Raw genomic sequence first — 17,601 nt, forward strand, 5'->3', positions numbered from 1 at the left:
GAACATGAACTCCACTTAGCTTAGACGCACGTTAGGACACCTCGTCATGAACACACGGATTCTGATCGTCGGCGCGAGCATCGCCGGGCTGACGGCGGCGCACTGGCTGAACCGATACGGCTTCGAGGTCACCGTGGCCGAGCGCGCACCGCAGTTGCGCGCCGGTGGCAACGGCGTCGACATCCGCCACGACGCGGTGCAGGTGGTCGAGCGGATGGGCATCATGCCGCAGGTCCGAGCGATGGCCGCCGATGTGCTGGGCATGAAGTTCGTGAATGCGGACGACCGCGCGGTAGCCCGTATCGGCATCGACGAGCCCGAGTCGGTCGAGATCATGCGCGGCGATCTGGTCGCCCTGCTGCACGAGGCCGCCGACGTCGAATACCTCTTCGGCCACTCGATCCGCGAGCTGATGCAGGACGGGGACGGCGTGGTGGCGGGCTTCGATACCGGGCTCAGTCGCCGGTTCGACCTCGTCCTCGGAGCCGACGGCCTGCACTCCTCGGTGCGCAGGCTGGCATTCGGCCCGGAGGAACGGTTCATCCGGCACCAGGATCACTACTTCGCGTTCGCCGACGCCGGCGCGGATCTCGGGGAGAACCGCTGGGTGACGATGTACAACCAGCCGGGGAAGATGGCCGGGATCTACCGTTCGGGAAACCATGCGCAAGCCAAGGCATACTTCATATTCCGGTCCGGGCGACTCGCCTACGACCATCGCGATATCACCGAGCACAAGCGGCTGGTGACCGAGATTTTCGGCGGCGACCCCTCCTGGCAGATTCCGGCCCTGCTCGACGCCGCCACGAATGATCCGGAGTTCTATTTCGACTCGCTGAGTCAAGTGCACATGGATTCGTGGTCTTCGGGCCGGGTGGCGCTGCTGGGCGATGCAGCCTGGTGCGCCTCACCGGTATCCGGCGCGGGTGCGGAACTGGCCGTGGTGGGCGCCTATCGGCTCGCACACGAACTTGCTTCTGCCGCAGGCGATCACGAACTCGCCTTTGCCCGCTACCGGGCGGGTTTTCGCGCGACAGTCGATAAGAAGCAGCAGATCTGCGTCAATATTCGCCTGATGGTGCCCAAGACCACCGTGGGCCGACAGGTCCGCAATACCCTCGCGCAGCTGATGTGACGGAAACCGTTCGGCGACAGCCGTTCAGGGCACGAGGACGATGCGCTGCCCGGGGGCGGTGGGGGTCTTCCAGGCCTGCTCGACCTGATCCAGCGGCATCGGGAGCGGATCCACCGCCAGGGCACCTGAGGCGATTTCCGTTACGAGGGACGGTAATTCGGCGAGGATGCCCGCCGTGGTCACCGAACCCTGGCCGCTGCCCATGATATTCAGATTTCCCGCGCGGAGCAGGAATGACGGAAGCGTGATGTCGGCGCCAGCCATCGAGCCGATCTGTATCCAGGCCAATGCTTTCGAGCGGTCGGTGCGGGCGGTCAGCAGTGCGGGCATGGCCAGCTCTGTGGGGTGACCCCACAGGTAGTCGATGACGACGTCGACATCTGCGGCCGCCCGGGCGAGACGGTCGGTGATATCGGTGTCGCTGCCATCCAGGCTCACCACCTCGTCGGCGCCGAGGCTCTTCACCAGTTCCAGTCGCTCCGCATCGCGGCCGGCACCGATCACCCTGGCGGCGCCGAGATGTTTGGCAATCTGGACCGCGAGCTGTCCGGCATTGCCGGTCGCGCCCATGACCAGCACGGATCCGCCGGGCTGGAACGCGACGCGGCGGCGCAGCGCCACCCAGGACGACATGGCGGGGTTCATGGCGGCGGCAACGGCAATCGGATCGGTGCCGGTGGGCAGGGTGATGGCGCGACGACGGTCGACAACGGCCTGCTCGGCCATAGTCCCCAGCGCGGTGTCTAGGGCGACGAAATAGAGCAGTTCGCCCTCGGCCGTACGACCCACCGCGTCCACGCCCGGAATCATCGGCAGGGTGCCGTCGGAGCTGTAGTGGCTGCCGTCGGCCGCTGAGCGGACTCGCGGATGCAGTCCTGCCGCAACAATATTCACGAGGATGTCGTGCTCGCCGGAGGTGGTGGGCGTCGGGAAGGTATCGAAGGTGGGCGGGCTGTCGAATGAACGGACGACTGCGGCATGCATGAGGTCTCCTGATCCTGTGCCGACGGGATGTCGGCGGGCGGTGTCGCCGCCGAATTGGTTCGCGGCACGTACTAATTTCCCTCAGATTAGTTTGTGTCGCGTACTAGGTCAAGTAGGCTCGGGGCATGACCACTGATCCCGTCTCGACCGTGTTCACCGACAACAAGCCCCTGAACACGGTGGACGCCCTGGTCCAGCTGTCTTTTCTCATCCAGCGCGTGCTCGGTGCGGTCGGCGCCGAGCACGATCTGTCGATCATTCAGATCAGGCTGCTCGGCGTCCTGCGCGACCGGCAGCCCGGCATGCTCGAACTCGGCACCCACCTCGGCCTGGACAAATCCTCGATGACCGGCCTGGTCGGTCGCGCCGAGAAGCGCGGCCTGGTCCAGCGCTCACCGTCCCCGCGTGACGGCCGCGCGGTCCTGGTCTCCCTCACCCCGGCGGGCAGCGCGCTCGCCGAGCAGTGCGCCACGGAGATCGGCCGCCGAATCATCGGTCTCACCGATGGGCTCAGCACTCCTGAATTGGTCGAACTCACCCGGCTCAGCGATGCCGTCGTGCGCGCGGCCGGAAGCCCCGCGGCGAACGACTAAGTCACACAGCGACTCCCGAGTCCGGCACTCCTGCGTAGTCGGGCAGTTCGACACCGTTGATCGCGCGATCGATCAGTTCGGGGTCCCACTCGGGCTCGGCGTCCGGATCGGCGTCCGGGTCGGGGACGGCGAGGCTTCGAACGTGCAACCGGCCGATCTCCTGATTGGCCTCGACGAACGAGCGCATCCGCTTCTCGTAGCCGGCGAACCCGGCCTCCGGGTCCCACCCGGACGCGGCCAGCTCTCCGGCCAGCAGGTAGGCGCCGACCAGCGCCAGCCCGGTGCCTTGACCGGACATCGGCGACGGGCTGAACGCCGCGTCCCCGAGCAGCACCACGCGCCCATTCGACCAGCGGTCCATCACCACCTGGGCGACCTGGTCGAGATAGAAGTCGGGGGTGTCGTCCAGGTGCGCGAGGATCTGCGGGGTCAACCAGCCCATATCGGCCGTCCGCTCACGCAGCAGACGTTTCTGGGCCTCGATATCGCGGTAGTCGACCTCGAAATCCCCGGAGGAGAAGGAGAGCATGGCCATCGCCCGGGTGGCGTCCCGCAGCGGCCGCAGCCCCGCCGAGCGACCGGACTCCTGGAAGTCGATCAGCCAGCGGTCCAGCCCGAATTCGTTTGGCACACTGTAGAAAGCAAGCACGAGACCGAGATGGCGGATGAACCGCTCCCGCGGCCCGAAGACCATCTCGCGCAGCGCGGAGTGCAGCCCGTCCGCCCCGACCACCAGATCGAAGCGGCGCCGGTCGCCGCCGGCGAAGGTCACATCGACCCCGTCCGCGTCCTGGGTGAGCTCGGAGATCCGGTCGCCGAAGAGGTACTCGACGCCATCACAGGTGTCGTCGTACAGCACCTGGGACAGGTCCCCGCGCAGGATTTCGATCTCCGAGATGTACCCGTCGCCGCCATCGTCGTCCGCACGATAGGTCTCAAGCACCTTCCCATCCACGTCCACCGTGTACGCGCCCGCAGTCTCGGTCCGGGCCGCGCGCACCGCCGCGTCCAACCCCATCCGCCGAATGACCTCCTTGGTCACCCCGCGCGCATCCACCGCCTGCCCACCGGGACGCAACTCGGGAGCCCGCTCCACCACGGTCACCTCGGCGCCTCGCCGGCGCAGCCAGTGGGCCAACGCGGGCCCCGCAATGCTCGCTCCTGCCACCAACACCTTGGTACCGCTCACTGCGCCTTCTCCTCACCCGTCCGGACCACATCCGGATCGTTTGCCCTGTCCCACCGCGATCGGTGTATTCAGAGGTGTGGACGACCGATCCACTCAAAACTAATCGGTGCAGCCAAGATCATTTCCACCTGTTTGTGAACACCCTGCGCCCGCAGACATGTTCAGATGGCAGCGGCCACATATTTCCGCGTGGCTTTACACGCCGGTCCGGCCGTCGATCCGTTCCCGGATGATGCCGATGCGGGTCTCGCGTTCTCCGGCAAGTTCGTGTGCTTCGGTCCGTTGCGTCGACTCCATTTGTTCATGATGCCGGGATCCGCTGTCGGAAGGTTCTCGCCCGGTTGATCTTCGGACATGCCGTGTAGTCGCATGATGGAATTGAGGCGGGTTCCGGCTGTTCGGTGGCGAGTGTGCAACGACAGGGAGTGGCAGATGGTGACGATTATCGGTGGCGGGATTGCGGGGTCGGCGCTGGCGGGAGCGCTTGCGCGGCAGGGGAAGTCGGTGCGGCTGTATGAGCAGCGGTTCTCCGGCTCCGGGGCGGGCGCGTTTTTGTTCATCGATGATCGTGGGCATCGTGCGTTGGCGAGTCTCGGAGTGGATGGTGCCGCCGTTGAAGCCGGTTCATATCCGGTGACCGGAGGCCTTGCCTATGCGAACAGTCTCGGGCGGCGGGGTGCGACGAACGGTCGAGGGCATCGATTTTGGATGCGCCGCAATCTGATGGCGATTCTGGAGGACTTCGTCGTCACGTCCGGTGCGGAGGTGAACTACGGCAATCCGATCACCGAAATCGCTTTCACGCAGGACGGATGCACCGTTGTCCAAGGTGATTCTCGTACTGCCGCAGACCATCTCATTGTGGGAGCCGACGGCATCGATTCGATTGTGCGAGCGGGCCTCGAACCTGATCGGCGTCCGGAGTACGCCGGCGATGTGGTGCTGTACGGCATGACGAACGAGCCCGTCACATTGCCGACCGATCCCGCGACCCTGCACTTCTACGCGGAAATCGCGTCCGATGGCACCTCCTCGAGCACCCTCGGGCACATCTGGCGGCCGGGTGACAGCGCGGCGCTGTGGTTCGTGCGAATGGCCCGAGCCCCACTGTCTTCCGGCGACAACCTTGGTGTGCGGCCGATCGCCGAATGGGCCGGGGCGATTCGGGCTGCGACACCGTCGAACAGGGTGTTGATCGACGTTTTCCTGGCGACCACCGAGGAGGTGCACGTGAGCAATGCACGCAATGTTCCTTTGGCCGCGGCTTCCGCGCCGTCCGAGCATGCGCTGCTGGTCGGGGATGCCGATCACGCCATCACTCCGGCTGCCGGCGTCGGCGCCCGAGACGCCCTCGAAGACGTGCACGCGGTCTACGATGCGGTGGTGGCGGGTACCTCGCCCGCAGCTGCCATGACAGAGCGCCGCCGGCAGATCATCGCGGACCGGGAACTCGTCCGCCGCCGCAGCGCCCGATAGCCCCTTTCAGGAGGTTGCTATGTGTCGCCTGTTCGGAATGTCGGCCGCACCGCAGCGGGTGCGCGCCACCTTCTGGTTGCTGAACGCGCCCGACAGCCTCGTGCAGCAGAGTCATCGCGAGCCCGACGGGGTCGGTCTCGGCACCTTCTCCGCCGATGGTGCACCGCTGGTGGAGAAGCAGCCGATCGCGGCGTATCAGGACATGCAGTTCGCACACGAGGCCAGAGAGCGCGAGTCGGCGACTTTCATTGCGCACGTGCGGTTCGCGTCCACCGGCGGTCTGGAAACCCGCAATACGCATCCGTTCGAACAGCATGGTCGGCTCTTCGCGCACAACGGGGTGCTGCAGGGTTTGGACGAACTGGACGCCGAACTGGGGGAGTACCGCAGCCTGGTCCAGGGCGATACGGATTCGGAGCGGTTCTTCGCCCTGATCACTCAGCGCACCGATAAGCGCGGTGGTGATGTGACGGCGGGCATCGCCGATGCGGTGCACTGGATCGCCGATCGGCTTCCCGTCTACGCACTCAACCTGATTCTGACCACGGCCACCGACATGTGGGCGCTGCGCTACCCCGACACGCACGATCTCTTCGTCCTGGAACGCCCGGCGGGCGGTGAGCGTCTCGACCATGTCGGTCACGCCGGAATCCGTTCGCACAGTGGGCAACTCGCGGACTATCCCGCCGTTGTCGTCGCCACCGAACGCATGGACGGTGACCCCGGGTGGCGGCCGATGGTGTCCGGTGAACTACTGCACGTCGATGGCTCGCTCGGCGTGCACTCCACCATCATCATGAATTCCCCACCGCGCCATCTGCTCTCGCTCGCAGATCTCGATCCCACCGCAGCTGCATCGCAAGCGGCGATATGACCTGCGCGTCATACCACCTCGGACCCGCTGGTGAGGCCAACCCGGCCCTCTGAGGTGGCAGGCGCGGACCGGTAGTCCTCGATTGTCATGGAGTTGTACAGGCGTGCGGTTTTGGAGACGAGTCGGATGAAAGCCCGACTGGGTCCCGCCGGAAGCGCGGAGATCATGCGCGTGCCCTGGACCAGCCCCGACACGCCCAATCGCGAAGCGGGGACAAGCGTTTTCGCCGCACTCAATGCAGCTGCCTGGCTGCCACGCACGTGCTCCGCCATCGCACGCTCGTAGGCGGGGAAAGCGCGCTCGTGGTCACCACTCGCCCGCGCCAGCTCCCCGGCGAGAATGTACGCGCCGACAACAGCCAGGGTGGTGCTGCCGCCGACAGCCGGTCCCGGGCTGTAACCCGCATCCCCGACGAGCGTCACCCTGCCCCGCGACCAGGTGTCCATATGGATCTGGGTGATCGAGTCGAAGTAGAACGCCGAGGTGCGGTCGAGCTCATCCAGGCAGCGGTCCACGTCGGCATGAAAGCCGCCGAATGCCTTGCCTAGCAACTCTTTCTGTCGATCCACGTCGCGGTGGCCGAGGTCGAGTTCACGCTCGGTTCGGTACAGGAACAGTGCCCGCGCATCGCCCAGGTGCCGTGCGCCGTATATACCGACGGTGCGGCCGACGCCGACGTGGATGCGGAGCTCGCCGTCGAGGCCGAAGGTGTTGGGCAGTGTCAGTACCCCCAGGTAGGCGTCGATGAAGGAGCTGAAGCGGGACTCTTCACCGAAGGCTAGGCGGCGCACATTGGAGTGCAATCCGTCCGCGCCGACGATGAGGTCGAAGTGGCGCGGCACTGACTTCTCGAACCGCACCTCGCCGTCGGGCGAGATCGCTGTGATCGAGTCGCCGAAGAGATATTCGACGTCGTCGCAGGTGGCGTCGTAGTAGATCTCGCTCAGATCGTCGCGCATGATCTCGAAGTGCCGTTCCGAGGTGGCGCCGAAGATCTTCGAGAGGTCCACCCCGACAGCTCGCCGTGCGCCCTCCCTGCGGAGAGTCATCCGCTGTGTCCCGGTGGCCCATTCCTCGACGCGCGGGAGCACGCCCATCTGCTCCGAGATGTCCACCGCGGGCTGGAACAGGTCCACCGCATGGCCGCCGGTTTTCCGCGGAACCGCCGCCCGCTCGACGACGGTCACCGTGAAGCCGTGCCTGGTCAGCCAGTACGCCAGCACCGGACCGGCGACGCTGGCGCCGGAGATGAGAATTCGCATGAGCCTGCTCCTTGGAACGTCCGAGCGTGTTCTTTGACACGTTGTAAGAGTTCTCTATCTCTTACAACGTGTCAAGGTTATGTCCGAACGCCTAACATTCTCGGAATGGTCGACTCGCACGACACCGCCGCGCCGCCGCGCCGCCCTCGATCCGATGCCCGGCGCAGTATCGACGCCATCCTCAATGCGGCCCGGGTGGTGCTCGGTGAGCGAATCGACGCGAGCATGGAGGACGTCGCCGCGGCGGCCGGTGTCACGCGCCAGACCGTCTACGCGCACTTCTCTTCACGCGACGCGCTGGTTGCCGCCTTGGTCGCGGCCGCAGCCGCCGAATACGACGCCCTGCTCGACGACGCGGGCCTCGACACCGCCCCGCCCGCCGAAGCGCTGGCCCAATTCCTTAGCGCCGGTTGGCGTTTCCTCGGTCGCTACCCCATGCTGCTGAACGCCACAGCGGCCGCGATCCCGCGGCCGGAAAGCGACCCCCACGACTTCGGGCCCCCACGGCTCGAACGGCTCATCGAGCGCGGCCAGCGCGCAGGGGATTTCGACCCGTCGCTCCCCGCGGCGTGGCTCGCCGCTGTCATCTTCGGACTCCAGCACACCGCCGTGGCGCAGGTCGCGGCCGAGCGCCTCACCACCGACGAGGCGGAGGCATTGTGCCTGGAAACTGCATTGCGCCTCTGCGGCGGAACCGCGCGGCACTGAATTCCGAGTTGGTCGCCTACCGGGCGTGACGAATTCAGCTGCAGCAGTTGGGATCCAGCACCAGGCAGAGCGCTGAGAGCGACTCTCTCCGGGCCCGGTGATAGATATTCATGCCCTGGCGCTCGGACTCGATCAGGCCGGCCTTCTTCAGCTGCCCGAGATGGTGGCTGACCGTCGACTCGGCCAGTCGCACCGCCACCGCGAGGTCCCCGGTGTTCTCCTCGCCCGCCGGACTGGTCAACAGCAGCGACATGAGCTTGACCCGCACCGGATCGGCAATTGCCTTGAGGCGCAACGCCACTGCCAGTGCGGCATCGTCGTCGATCGGCCCGGCGGCCACGGGTGAGCAGCAGACCGGGGCGGACATATCGATGATCGGCAGCGCCTTGGGCATGAAACCCACCTTACCGACTGTCTTGACATATGTCGAAGAGGTGCCTGACACTGAATCCGCCAGTGATTCGACATATGTCTCACAAGTGGAGGTTCTGATGTCTCGTGTTCAGCTCGCCCTCAATGTCGACGATCTCGACCGTGCGGTCGCGTTCTATTCGACCCTGTTCAACACCGCACCCGCCAAGCGCAAGCCTGGATACGCCAATTTCGCCATCGCGGAACCGCCGTTGAAGCTGGTGCTGCTGGAGAATGCCGGCGAAGGCGGCACCATCAACCACCTGGGCGTCGAGGTCGATGCCGCCGAACAGGTGCACTCGGAAATCGCCCGGCTCTCGGCCGCAGGGGTGTTCGCCGAGGAGCAGATGGCGACAACGTGTTGTTTCGCGACCCAGGACAAGGTGTGGGTGACTGCTCCGGACGCCGAACGCTGGGAGGTCTACACCGTGCTGACCGACAGTGAAACCTTTGGCGTGACACCGGAAATCGCGCTGGCGGCCGCCGCCGGCGAGCAAAGCCCGTGCTGCGGAACCGCCGACGAGGCCGCCGCCGTGAGTGCCTGCTGCGGCAGCACGGCAAAGGCTGATGAGATCGCGTCCGGCTCCCGCTGTTGCGCCTGAATATCTCGATGACCATAGCTAAACGACGGCTGCTGGCCGAGTTCCTGGGTACCGCGCTGCTGGTATGCGTCGTCGTAGGCTCCGGTATTGCGGCACAGCAGCTTTCGCCCGCCGACCCCGGATTGCAATTGCTGGAGAACTCGACCGCGACCGTGCTGGGGCTGGCCGTGCTGATTCTGGTATTCGGCCCGGTGTCCGGTGCTCATTTCAATCCGGTTGTGTCCGTGGCGGACTGGTGTGCGGGCCGCCGCCACGGCACCGGCTTGACCGGCCCGGAGCTGGCGGCGTACATGCTCGCGCAGATTACCGGCGGCAGCCTCGGCGCTGTGCTGGCGAATGTCATGTTCGATCAGTCCGCGATCCAGATCTCCACCCACCATCGTGTCACCTCGGGACACCTGATCGGCGAGATCGTCGCGACCGCAGGCTTGATCGCGGTGATCTTCGCACTGGCGCGCAGCGGTCGCGGTGGGCTCTCCGCGGCGGCTGTCGGCGCGTACATCGGTGCGGCGTACTGGTTCACCAGCTCCACATCCTTCGCCAACCCCGCAGTGACCGTCGCCCGCATGTTCTCGAACACGTTCGCCGGTATCGCACCGGCATCGGTCCCACCGTTCGTCCTCGCCCAATTCCTCGGTGCCGGAATCGGATTCGCACTCGTCGGCATCCTCTATCCGACCGATCCCGCACCAGCCGACGACGTCGTCGTCGTTCCCCACCCACCGAAAGGAGCGGACCTCCCATGACCGACAACCCGAGCGTACTTTTCGTCTGCGTACACAACGCCGGACGTTCGCAAATGGCCCAGGGCTTCCTGAACCACCTAGCCGGTGACGCGATCGAGGTCCGCTCAGCAGGCACCGCCCCCGCCGAATCCCTGAATCCGACCGCCATCGAAGCAATGGCCGAACTAGGCATCGACATCACCGCCCAACAACCCAAGCTCCTGACCCCCGACACCCTCCAAACCACCACGGTCGTCATCACCATGGGCTGCGGAGACGCCTGCCCCTACTACCCAGCCATCGACTACCGCGACTGGCAACTCGCCGACCCCGCCGGCCAAACCCTCGCCGCAGTCAGGCTAATCCGCAACGAAATCCACACCCACGTAACCACTCTCATAACCGAACTCCTCCCCGAGCTCACCCCGGGACAGCATCCCATCAACTGAACCGCCGCCACGAAACCGGCCTGAACGGTCAAACTTCCCCGCAGACGGTATTTTTCACCGTCCCCATGAGTTTTGTGACCGCTCAGGCCTGTCCGCCCCGATCAGTCGCCCGACGAGGCGCCTGTCGGCCGCCGCTGGCCGGCTATCTCGACCGGCGGACAACAGTCGCCAGTACCGAGGTGCCAGGTTCGTGGTGAGGTGAGCTCATAGAGTGATGCGGGTGAAGATGCCTGAGGACCTTATCAAGCTGCTGGAGCAGCCCGCGTTGTGTTATCTGGCCACCAGCATGCCGGACGGGTCGCCGCAGTTGACCCAGACGTGGGTGGATACCGATGGGGAGCATGTGTTGATCAATAGTGTGCTCACGCATGTGAAGACGAGGAATATTCAGCGGGATCCGCGGGTGGCGCTGACGGTGACCGATCCTGAGCAGCAGCGGCGGTATTTCCAGGTGCGGGGGCGCGTGCTGGAGGTGCGGACCGAGGGTGCGGTGGAACATATCGAGGCGCTCGCTCAGCGCTACCTCGGCGGGCCGTACCCGTGGTTCGGTGGACGGGATCAGGTGCGGGTGGTGTTCGTCATCGAGCCGGAGCGGATCAGCGGGATCTGAACCGGCGATATCGCGACGTCCGAATCTCGCCAGCCTGGTGCATCGGGCATCGCGAGGATCGGGAGCATGACAGTCGATGTGATGACCACTCTGCGAGCCTTCTACGCGGCCGAGGCGGCGTACCTCACCGAGGGGGCCGGGTTCGAGCAGATGGCCGCGCACTTGGCCTCGGACGTTGTCATGTACCAGGCTTCCAGCCTGCCCTACGGCGGCGAATGGCGTGGGCATGAGGGCTTTCGCGCATTCATCGCCGCGATGGGTGAGAACTGGGACGGCTTGTGGTTCGACGAGCAGCAGTTCGTCAGTGACAACGATCGGGTCGTGGTGTTAAGCCGAGGCCGCCTGCGTGCTCGGCGCACCGGGCGAACACTGAAAACGTCACTGCTGCAATGGATCAGCTTCGAAGATGGTCTGATCACCGAGTTTCGGCCGTACTACCACGACACGTCCGCAGTGCTGGCCGCACTATCCACTCCCTGATCCGCGCCGCGACTGGACGAACGACGACGGGCGTCAGCTGAACTGAATCAGCTGACGCCCGTCGTCGAGAGCGAACTAGTGTGCCGGCGCGGTCAGATCGAAGACCGCGAGCCCACCGACATGCTGTTCGGTGTAGTGGGCCATGACCCAGTCGAGAATTTCCTTGTTCCCGGCCGGCCGCCAGATGCCGGCGTTCTTGTCCACCGGGGGAGCGGGCTTGGGATCCTTGCCGTCCGCAGGAGCCTGATCGGTGCGCCAGGAGTCGGGCAGGTGCACCTCGGGCACGATGTAGTACCCGATCTGGTGGTTGCGGACGTCGTCCTGGAACTGCGGGAGCGTCGGGACCGGATCCTCGGAGGTGAACCCGCCGATGGCCATGACCGAAGTGTGCGTGGCCAATTCGAGGCCGGCAGCCGGGCCGGAACGGTCGATGGCGGCCGACCACTTGGTGGTGGTGGCGCGCAGCAGGTCCGCCAGCTTGGGATCGACGTCACCGCCGCCCATCATCATGCTCATCTGACCGCGGAAGGCATTGAGCGCGCCCATATCCCGGGGCGGGGCCGGGGGACCGACGGACGGTCCACCGCCGGTATGCGATTCGGGCAGCGTGGCCGCGGTGTAGGCGATGGAACCGGCCAGGCCCGCGAGCAATCCCGCGACCAGCAGTACCGATGTCGCCCGGGTATCGATGCGGGCGAGGCGCGCCGCCACCGGAACAGCCGCCAGCAGCAGTCCGATCGCGGTCAGCACGGTGACCGCCAGAATCGTCCAGCGCAGCCACGACTGCCAGTCGGCATTGCGCTGCAACACCACGAACGCCCAGACCCCCATGCTGAGAATCATTGCGGCGCTGCCGATTCGACCGAACTTATCGGCCCGCCGCTGCCAGAGCTCATGCACGCCGAGCGCGAACACACCGGCGATGGCGGGGGCGATGGCCAGCGTGTAATACGCGTGCATGCCACCCTTCATCTCGGAGAACGCGATTCCGTCGATGATCATCCAGAGCCCGAAAACCAGTGCCGCGCCGCGAACGATATCGGTGCGCGGCGCCCGGCCGCGGGCAATGAGCACCAGCACGAACGCGAGCAGCGCCGCGGGCAGCAGCCAGGAGATCTCGAAACCGATCTCGCCGGTGAACATCCGGTCATGTCCCTGACCGAAGCCGCCGAATCCCTGTCGCACGCTGTGCGGGATCTCGTAGCCCTCGGGCATCTGGAACGGATTCTTGCCGCCCATATGGTTCTGCCCCAGGTAGCGGGCGAAACCGTTGTAGCCCAGCACCAGATCCATGAAGGTGTTGTCCTTCGACCCGGCCAGATACGGCCGCGACGATTCCGGCCACGCAATGGTCAGCAGCACATACCAACCCGAGGACACGATCAGCGCGGCCGCGGCCCCCAGCAGGTGCACCACACGATTGCGCAGCGTGGTGGGCGCGACGACCAGATAGGCGAGACCCAGCGCGGGCAGCACCATCAGACCCTCGAGCATCTTCGCCAGGAAGGCGAACCCGAGCGCGACCCCGGCCAGCGCCAGCCAGCGCCAACTCGCGTGCGGCAGAGCCCGAATGGTGCAGTAGGCGCCGGCGGTCATGAGCAGCACCATGACGGCGTCGGGATTGTTGAACCGGAACATCAGGGCCACAACGGGTGTCACGGCCAGCACCAGACCGGCGAGCAAACCGGCGGTGCGGCTCAGCGTGACCCGGGTGATCGCGCCGTACATCAGCGCGACCGCGGCCACCGCCATGAGCGCCTGCGGCACCAGCATGCTCGCGCTGCTGAATCCGAAGATCTGCCCCGACAGCGCCATGACCCATTGCGAAACCGGGGGCTTGTCGACGGTGATGAAATTGCCCGGATCCAAGGATCCGAACAGCAGCGCCTTCCAATCCTTCGATCCCGACCAGGCGGCGGCAGCGTAGAAGCTGTTGCCCATCTTGTTGACGCTGATATTCCACAGGTACGCGATGGCCGTGCCCAGGATCAGGACGATCAGCGCGACCCGTTCCCAGCGCCGGGCGGGCGGCAATGCGGCCGGCGCGGCAGCGACCGGGGTTGTCGATTCGGGTGGAGCGGACTCGGCGGCCTCAGCAGTGGTGACGGTCACCGCGGGAGTCTCGCGTGCGAGACAGTGAGGAGTCTGGCCCGGAGCTGGGAGAATCCTGTGAATTCCACTCAGCAACCGCGTTGCCCGAGTGTGGAACGCTTTCCGTTCACCGCGCGTTGGACGGGCGGTTCCTGCAGGGCAACGTTAGGTGATCGGATGAATGTGCACCGTCGAAGCAGTCTCTGGCGATGGGCGGCAGCAATGTCGTTATCCGTGGTGATGTCGGGCATGCTGACCGGGCATGCGTCGGCGGACCCCGCTCCGCAGGCTGCGAACGATGGGTCACATATCGACCATGTGGCGCCGATCGACGCGCGACATTCGACCGTGTACGTCTACTCGGCGGCCATGAACCGGGTGATCGCCATGCGTGTGATGCATGCCGCAGATACGAGCACCCCGCAGCCGACGCTGTATCTGCTCAATGGCGCGGAAGACGGCATTGCCGACAACGGTGTCGAGACCTCGTGGGAAACCAAGACTGATGTCGACGCTTTCCTGTCCGACCAGAACGTCAATGTGGTGACCATCCTCGACGGCCGCTACACCTATTACACCGACTGGGTCGCCGATGACCCCCGGCTGGGCCGCAATCGCTGGACGACCTTCCTCACCCAGGAATTGCCCCCGCTGCTCGACACGGAACTCAACGCCTCCGGGCGCAATGCCATCGCAGGCGTCTCCATGTCGGCCGGTGCGGCGCTGTCGCTGGCCGAGGACGCCCCCGGCCTGTACAGCAGTGTCGGTTCCTTCAGTGGCTGTGCCGAGACCAGCACCGATCCGGGACGCCGGTATGCGCAGGCGGTCGTCCTGTCCGGCGGCGGCAATCCCTGGAATATGTGGGGCGTCGACGGCTCCCCGGGCTGGGTCGAGAACGATCCCTCCACGCCCGCGAATCTCGAGAAGCTGCGCGGTGTGAATCTGTACATCACCGCCGGAGACGCGGGATCGGCCTCGGACGGACGCACGAACGCCGCCGGCGGCATGCTCGAATCGGTCGTCAGCACCTGCACGCACGAACTGCAAACACGCACCGAACAATTGGGCATCCCCGCGACCTACAGCTACACCCCGGGCGGTCAGCACGCCTGGCCGTACTGGCAGGACGCACTTCACGAGGCGTGGCCGAGTTTCGCACAGTCACTGCGGAGCTGACACAGGGTTCCCGGTCTCAGGCGCTATAACGTGGCAGTCGTGATCGGACGCAACGGGGTTCGGTGGGGTGCGGCTCTCGGAGTCGCCGGGCTGGCGGTCGCGACCTATCTGGTGGTGCGGCAGGAGTCCGCACCCGATGTGCGCATGCAGCCACTGCCGAACACTCCCGGCGATATCCAGGCGGTGAATCCGCAGGTTCGGGTGTGGACGCGCACGATCACGCTGATCCGCGCGGACGGCGCCGCCGCCGCGAGCATCGAGAACGGGCAGCCCGGAGACTCGGCGTGGCTCGATCGCAGCGATAAGAAGTTTCGCCCGCGAGACGAAATATTCGGCGCCGCAAGCATTCCTGCATCCACTGCCACGCAGCGTGGCCCGTTCTACCGATACGCCGGCGGCCTGCTGCGGGCCTGCGGGAAGGCCGCGGATCGCCCGGAGATCCGGTGCACGCGGTGGACCGCTCCCGCCGATCCGCCGCCCGATCAGCGCATGCGAGCGGTCGAGCGATTGCTGGACCGCTACGACCATGGGACCGGACTGTGGGAGCACGACGCGAGCACCTGGCAGAGCGCCAAAGCCCTGACCACGGTGATCGACTATATGGGTCGCACCGGCGACCGGCAGTACCTCGGCTATCTCGACGAGACATTCCGGCACGGCGATATCGCGCGCACGGGCGTCCCCGTCCAGACCGGATACAACGACGACGAGTTGTGGTGGGCGCTGGCCTGGATCCGCGCCTTCGATCTCACCCAGGAGCCGCGTTACCTCGATGCCGCCCGAAAGATCGTGGACCGGCTCGGTGACCAGCGAGCATCGTTCTGTGACGGCGGACTTGCTTGGGCGCGTACGGGAATCGACCCTGACCTGCATCCGTGGACCCAGGTCTGGGACTGGTTCACCACCGGGGCGGGCCGCGCCCTGCTCGACCCGTCCGGAGTGGTCAACGATCACCTCGATCAATACGGCAGCACCTGCGTGCTCGTTGACGAAAACCGGCGGTGGACCTACGACCAAGGCATGCTGATCAGCGGATTGGTGGCGCTCTACCGGGCCTCGGGAAACAGCGCTCTGCTCACCTCCGCAGACCGGATCGCCGGGGCCGCGACCCACGACGGTTCCGTGTTCATCCAGAACGGAATCCTGAACGAGCCCAGCGCCACAACCTGTCCCGGCCCCGAGTGCCATGACGCCGAAACATATAAAGGCGTCCTGGTCCGCGGCTACCGGGAACTGGTGGACACCGGCCGCTCCGAGGTCGCCACCAGGGAATTCCTCACCCGCCAGACGTATTCACTGCGCGACACGGCCGATGAGTACGGCTTCCGCTGGCAGGGACTGCCGCGAGACGACGACCATCCGAATTTCGCTACTCAGACAGCGGCATTGGACGCGCTCAACGCCATATGACCAGCCTCGAGCTAGTCGGCCGGGGCTGTGTGGGCTTTCCTTCGCCGGTGCGCGAAGGCTTCCAACTGGCCGGAGACCACCAGGATCAGCAGTGACCACAGTCCGATTCGAGGAACGGACACCGCGACGATCAGCGCGATGGCGGTGGCCGCAACGTTGATCCAGCGCAAGGCGAGGTCTGCGGTGGTGATCTGCTCGATATCGGCGAGCATGCCGGCGCGGTAGAGGATGAACTCCTCGATCCGAATGGTGGCCTGGGCGACCACCAGGACGCCCACGTAGAGGCCGACCGCCAGGCGGTCGTGGCGTTGCGAGTAGACGTCGAGGACGGTCGCCACCGGGAGCGCGACAATACAGAGCAGCCACACCATATTGACCCGCAACAGGCGCGGTGTGTAGCTGGTGGCGCGCTCGAACAGGCGGTGGTGGTCCCGCCAGAGCACGCTGATCACCACGAAGCTGACACCGGCGGCGGTCAGCGCATAGCTGTTGTCGGACAGGAACTTCGCGGTGGACGAGGACGCGACCTCGCGGGCGCTGTCGACGAGGGGGAGCGCGATCAGCGTAATGGCGATGGCGACTACCGCATCGCTGAAGTAGATCAGCCGCTCCAGTCCTCGCTGGGTCCGTACCGGGCCTGCTTCGGGGGCGGTCACCGCGTTGACACTACCGGTTCCCGCTCGCGAGGCAGGGGTTCACCGAATCGGGGCCGCCGTCAGGCAGTCAGAAGGGCTCTGGCGGTAATCGCGGCCAGCCCGAGCACCGCCGCCACCAGCACCCGCTGCGTGAATTCACGAGAATGCTTGCGCCCGTGCCGCCGCGCCCGCATCAGCAGCGGAACCACCGCACTCGCGAACACACTCCCCAGCAGCAGCTCGTACACCATATTCGGCAACTGATTAGCTCCTGCGTACGCATCACCCACCGCCGCGGTACCGAGCAACGCAGCCAACACGAGCGTCCGCGCGAACCCCGTCACCCGACTCACCAATCCAGCAAGCGCGACCTGACCTCCCGCCCGAGCGAGCCCGCGTCCCACACCAGGGGATCCACCGCGCGAACCGGCCACGCCACCGAATCTGGATGGGCCACTGCCCGAACGTGCGCCAGCCGACTCGCGAACTCGGCCGTAGACGGGGTACCGGCCAGCTGCATCGTTCACCCCGTTGGACTTTCGGGACGATGGCGGTAGCCCGGACAGCCGTGGGATCGGCTGTGTCGGGAGGTGGCCGTAGTCGGTCATAGCCCTCGCTTCGGGTTTGGGATGTCGAATCCGATGCTGCCGTCCCGTCGGGACTTTCGCCAGGAATGGGTTGCTCGATCGGTCGCGAAAAAAGAAGTGGCCCGGGGACAGGTGTGGTTGTTACCCTGCCGGGACCGTGACATCGTGCGAGGAGGTGAGACCCATGAATGCTGCATCGAAGTG

19 protein-coding genes are annotated in these 17,601 nt (G+C 65.8%); 12 read left to right on the top strand and 7 right to left on the bottom strand.

The window, feature by feature from the left end; genetic code table 11:
* The first annotated feature begins 46 nt into the window (after positions 1-46).
* The gene (locus OG326_RS23110; RefSeq protein WP_327139195.1) at positions 47-1,135 is read left to right on the top strand and encodes an FAD-dependent monooxygenase; all 1,089 of its coding nucleotides are present in this window, start codon (positions 47-49) and stop codon (positions 1,133-1,135) included.
* A 24-nt stretch (positions 1,136-1,159) separates the two neighbouring features.
* Here OG326_RS23110 and OG326_RS23115 read toward each other — a convergent pair whose 3' ends face one another.
* The gene (locus OG326_RS23115) at positions 1,160-2,119 is read right to left on the bottom strand and encodes a quinone oxidoreductase family protein (protein ID WP_327139196.1); all 960 of its coding nucleotides are present in this window, start codon (positions 2,117-2,119) and stop codon (positions 1,160-1,162) included.
* A gap of 125 nt (positions 2,120-2,244) precedes the next feature.
* Between OG326_RS23115 and OG326_RS23120 the strand changes: the two genes are divergently transcribed.
* Positions 2,245-2,712 (top strand): MarR family winged helix-turn-helix transcriptional regulator, encoded by a 468-nt coding sequence (locus OG326_RS23120; protein ID WP_327139197.1) that lies wholly within the window; start codon positions 2,245-2,247, stop codon positions 2,710-2,712.
* Between the two features lies 1 nt (position 2,713).
* Here OG326_RS23120 and OG326_RS23125 read toward each other — a convergent pair whose 3' ends face one another.
* Positions 2,714-3,901, bottom strand: a complete 1,188-nt coding sequence (locus OG326_RS23125) for an FAD-dependent monooxygenase (protein WP_327139198.1) — start codon at positions 3,899-3,901, stop codon at positions 2,714-2,716.
* 432 nt (positions 3,902-4,333) lie between these two features.
* Between OG326_RS23125 and OG326_RS23130 the strand changes: the two genes are divergently transcribed.
* Together OG326_RS23130 and OG326_RS23135 are read left to right on the top strand one after the other, a co-directional pair.
* Complete coding sequence (locus tag OG326_RS23130) at positions 4,334-5,377, top strand: FAD-dependent oxidoreductase (protein ID WP_327139199.1); 1,044 nt, start codon at positions 4,334-4,336, stop codon at positions 5,375-5,377.
* A gap of 19 nt (positions 5,378-5,396) precedes the next feature.
* Positions 5,397-6,251: a class II glutamine amidotransferase gene (locus OG326_RS23135; protein WP_327139200.1), complete on the top strand. Its 855-nt coding sequence runs from the start codon at positions 5,397-5,399 to the stop codon at positions 6,249-6,251.
* An 8-nt stretch (positions 6,252-6,259) separates the two neighbouring features.
* On the opposite strand, the gene OG326_RS23140 is transcribed toward OG326_RS23135, so the two are convergent.
* A complete protein-coding gene (locus OG326_RS23140) occupies positions 6,260-7,513 on the bottom strand; it encodes an FAD-dependent monooxygenase (RefSeq protein WP_327139201.1) in 1,254 nt (417 codons plus the stop codon).
* A 105-nt stretch (positions 7,514-7,618) separates the two neighbouring features.
* Here OG326_RS23140 and OG326_RS23145 point away from each other — a divergent pair, with 105 nt between their 5' ends.
* Entirely contained in the window at positions 7,619-8,221 is a 603-nt protein-coding gene (locus OG326_RS23145; RefSeq protein WP_327139202.1) for a TetR/AcrR family transcriptional regulator, read from the top strand.
* 34 nt (positions 8,222-8,255) lie between these two features.
* Here the strand turns inward: OG326_RS23145 and OG326_RS23150 are convergent, their stop codons facing one another.
* Positions 8,256-8,615 carry an Rv2640c family ArsR-like transcriptional regulator gene (locus OG326_RS23150; RefSeq protein ID WP_327139203.1) on the bottom strand — a complete coding sequence of 120 codons (360 nt, stop codon included), beginning with the start codon at positions 8,613-8,615 and terminating at the stop codon, positions 8,256-8,258.
* A 97-nt stretch (positions 8,616-8,712) separates the two neighbouring features.
* Between OG326_RS23150 and OG326_RS23155 the strand changes: the two genes are divergently transcribed.
* From OG326_RS23155 to OG326_RS23175, 5 genes are all read left to right on the top strand, one after another.
* The gene (locus tag OG326_RS23155) at positions 8,713-9,234 is read left to right on the top strand and encodes an ArsI/CadI family heavy metal resistance metalloenzyme (protein WP_327146560.1); all 522 of its coding nucleotides are present in this window, start codon (positions 8,713-8,715) and stop codon (positions 9,232-9,234) included.
* A gap of 8 nt (positions 9,235-9,242) precedes the next feature.
* Entirely contained in the window at positions 9,243-9,980 is a 738-nt protein-coding gene (locus OG326_RS23160) for an MIP/aquaporin family protein (RefSeq protein ID WP_327139204.1), read from the top strand.
* A complete protein-coding gene (locus OG326_RS23165) occupies positions 9,977-10,408 on the top strand; it encodes an arsenate reductase ArsC (RefSeq protein WP_327139205.1) in 432 nt (143 codons plus the stop codon). Before OG326_RS23160 ends, OG326_RS23165 begins: the two co-directional genes overlap by 4 nt.
* A gap of 226 nt (positions 10,409-10,634) precedes the next feature.
* Positions 10,635-11,018: a PPOX class F420-dependent oxidoreductase gene (locus tag OG326_RS23170; RefSeq protein ID WP_327139206.1), complete on the top strand. Its 384-nt coding sequence runs from the start codon at positions 10,635-10,637 to the stop codon at positions 11,016-11,018.
* A gap of 81 nt (positions 11,019-11,099) precedes the next feature.
* Positions 11,100-11,498, top strand: coding sequence for a nuclear transport factor 2 family protein (locus OG326_RS23175; RefSeq protein WP_327139207.1), 399 nt, complete (start codon positions 11,100-11,102; stop codon positions 11,496-11,498).
* 75 nt (positions 11,499-11,573) lie between these two features.
* Here OG326_RS23175 and OG326_RS23180 read toward each other — a convergent pair whose 3' ends face one another.
* Positions 11,574-13,610: an ArnT family glycosyltransferase gene (locus OG326_RS23180; protein WP_442790820.1), complete on the bottom strand. Its 2,037-nt coding sequence runs from the start codon at positions 13,608-13,610 to the stop codon at positions 11,574-11,576.
* Between the two features lie 201 nt (positions 13,611-13,811).
* On the opposite strand from OG326_RS23180, the gene OG326_RS23185 reads away from it, so the two are divergent.
* Complete coding sequence (locus tag OG326_RS23185) at positions 13,812-14,765, top strand: alpha/beta hydrolase (protein ID WP_327139208.1); 954 nt, start codon at positions 13,812-13,814, stop codon at positions 14,763-14,765.
* Between the two features lie 39 nt (positions 14,766-14,804).
* Positions 14,805-16,175, top strand: coding sequence for a glycoside hydrolase family 76 protein (locus OG326_RS23190; RefSeq protein WP_327139209.1), 1,371 nt, complete (start codon positions 14,805-14,807; stop codon positions 16,173-16,175).
* A gap of 11 nt (positions 16,176-16,186) precedes the next feature.
* On the opposite strand, the gene OG326_RS23195 is transcribed toward OG326_RS23190, so the two are convergent.
* Positions 16,187-16,831 (bottom strand): TMEM175 family protein, encoded by a 645-nt coding sequence (locus OG326_RS23195; RefSeq protein WP_327139210.1) that lies wholly within the window; start codon positions 16,829-16,831, stop codon positions 16,187-16,189.
* 59 nt (positions 16,832-16,890) lie between these two features.
* The gene (locus OG326_RS23200; RefSeq protein WP_327139211.1) at positions 16,891-17,418 is read right to left on the bottom strand and encodes a lipid II flippase MurJ; all 528 of its coding nucleotides are present in this window, start codon (positions 17,416-17,418) and stop codon (positions 16,891-16,893) included.
* Between the last annotated feature and the right edge of the window lie 183 nt (positions 17,419-17,601).

This window comes from Nocardia sp. NBC_01327, from assembly GCF_035958815.1.
In the GTDB taxonomy this organism is placed as follows: domain Bacteria; phylum Actinomycetota; class Actinomycetes; order Mycobacteriales; family Mycobacteriaceae; genus Nocardia.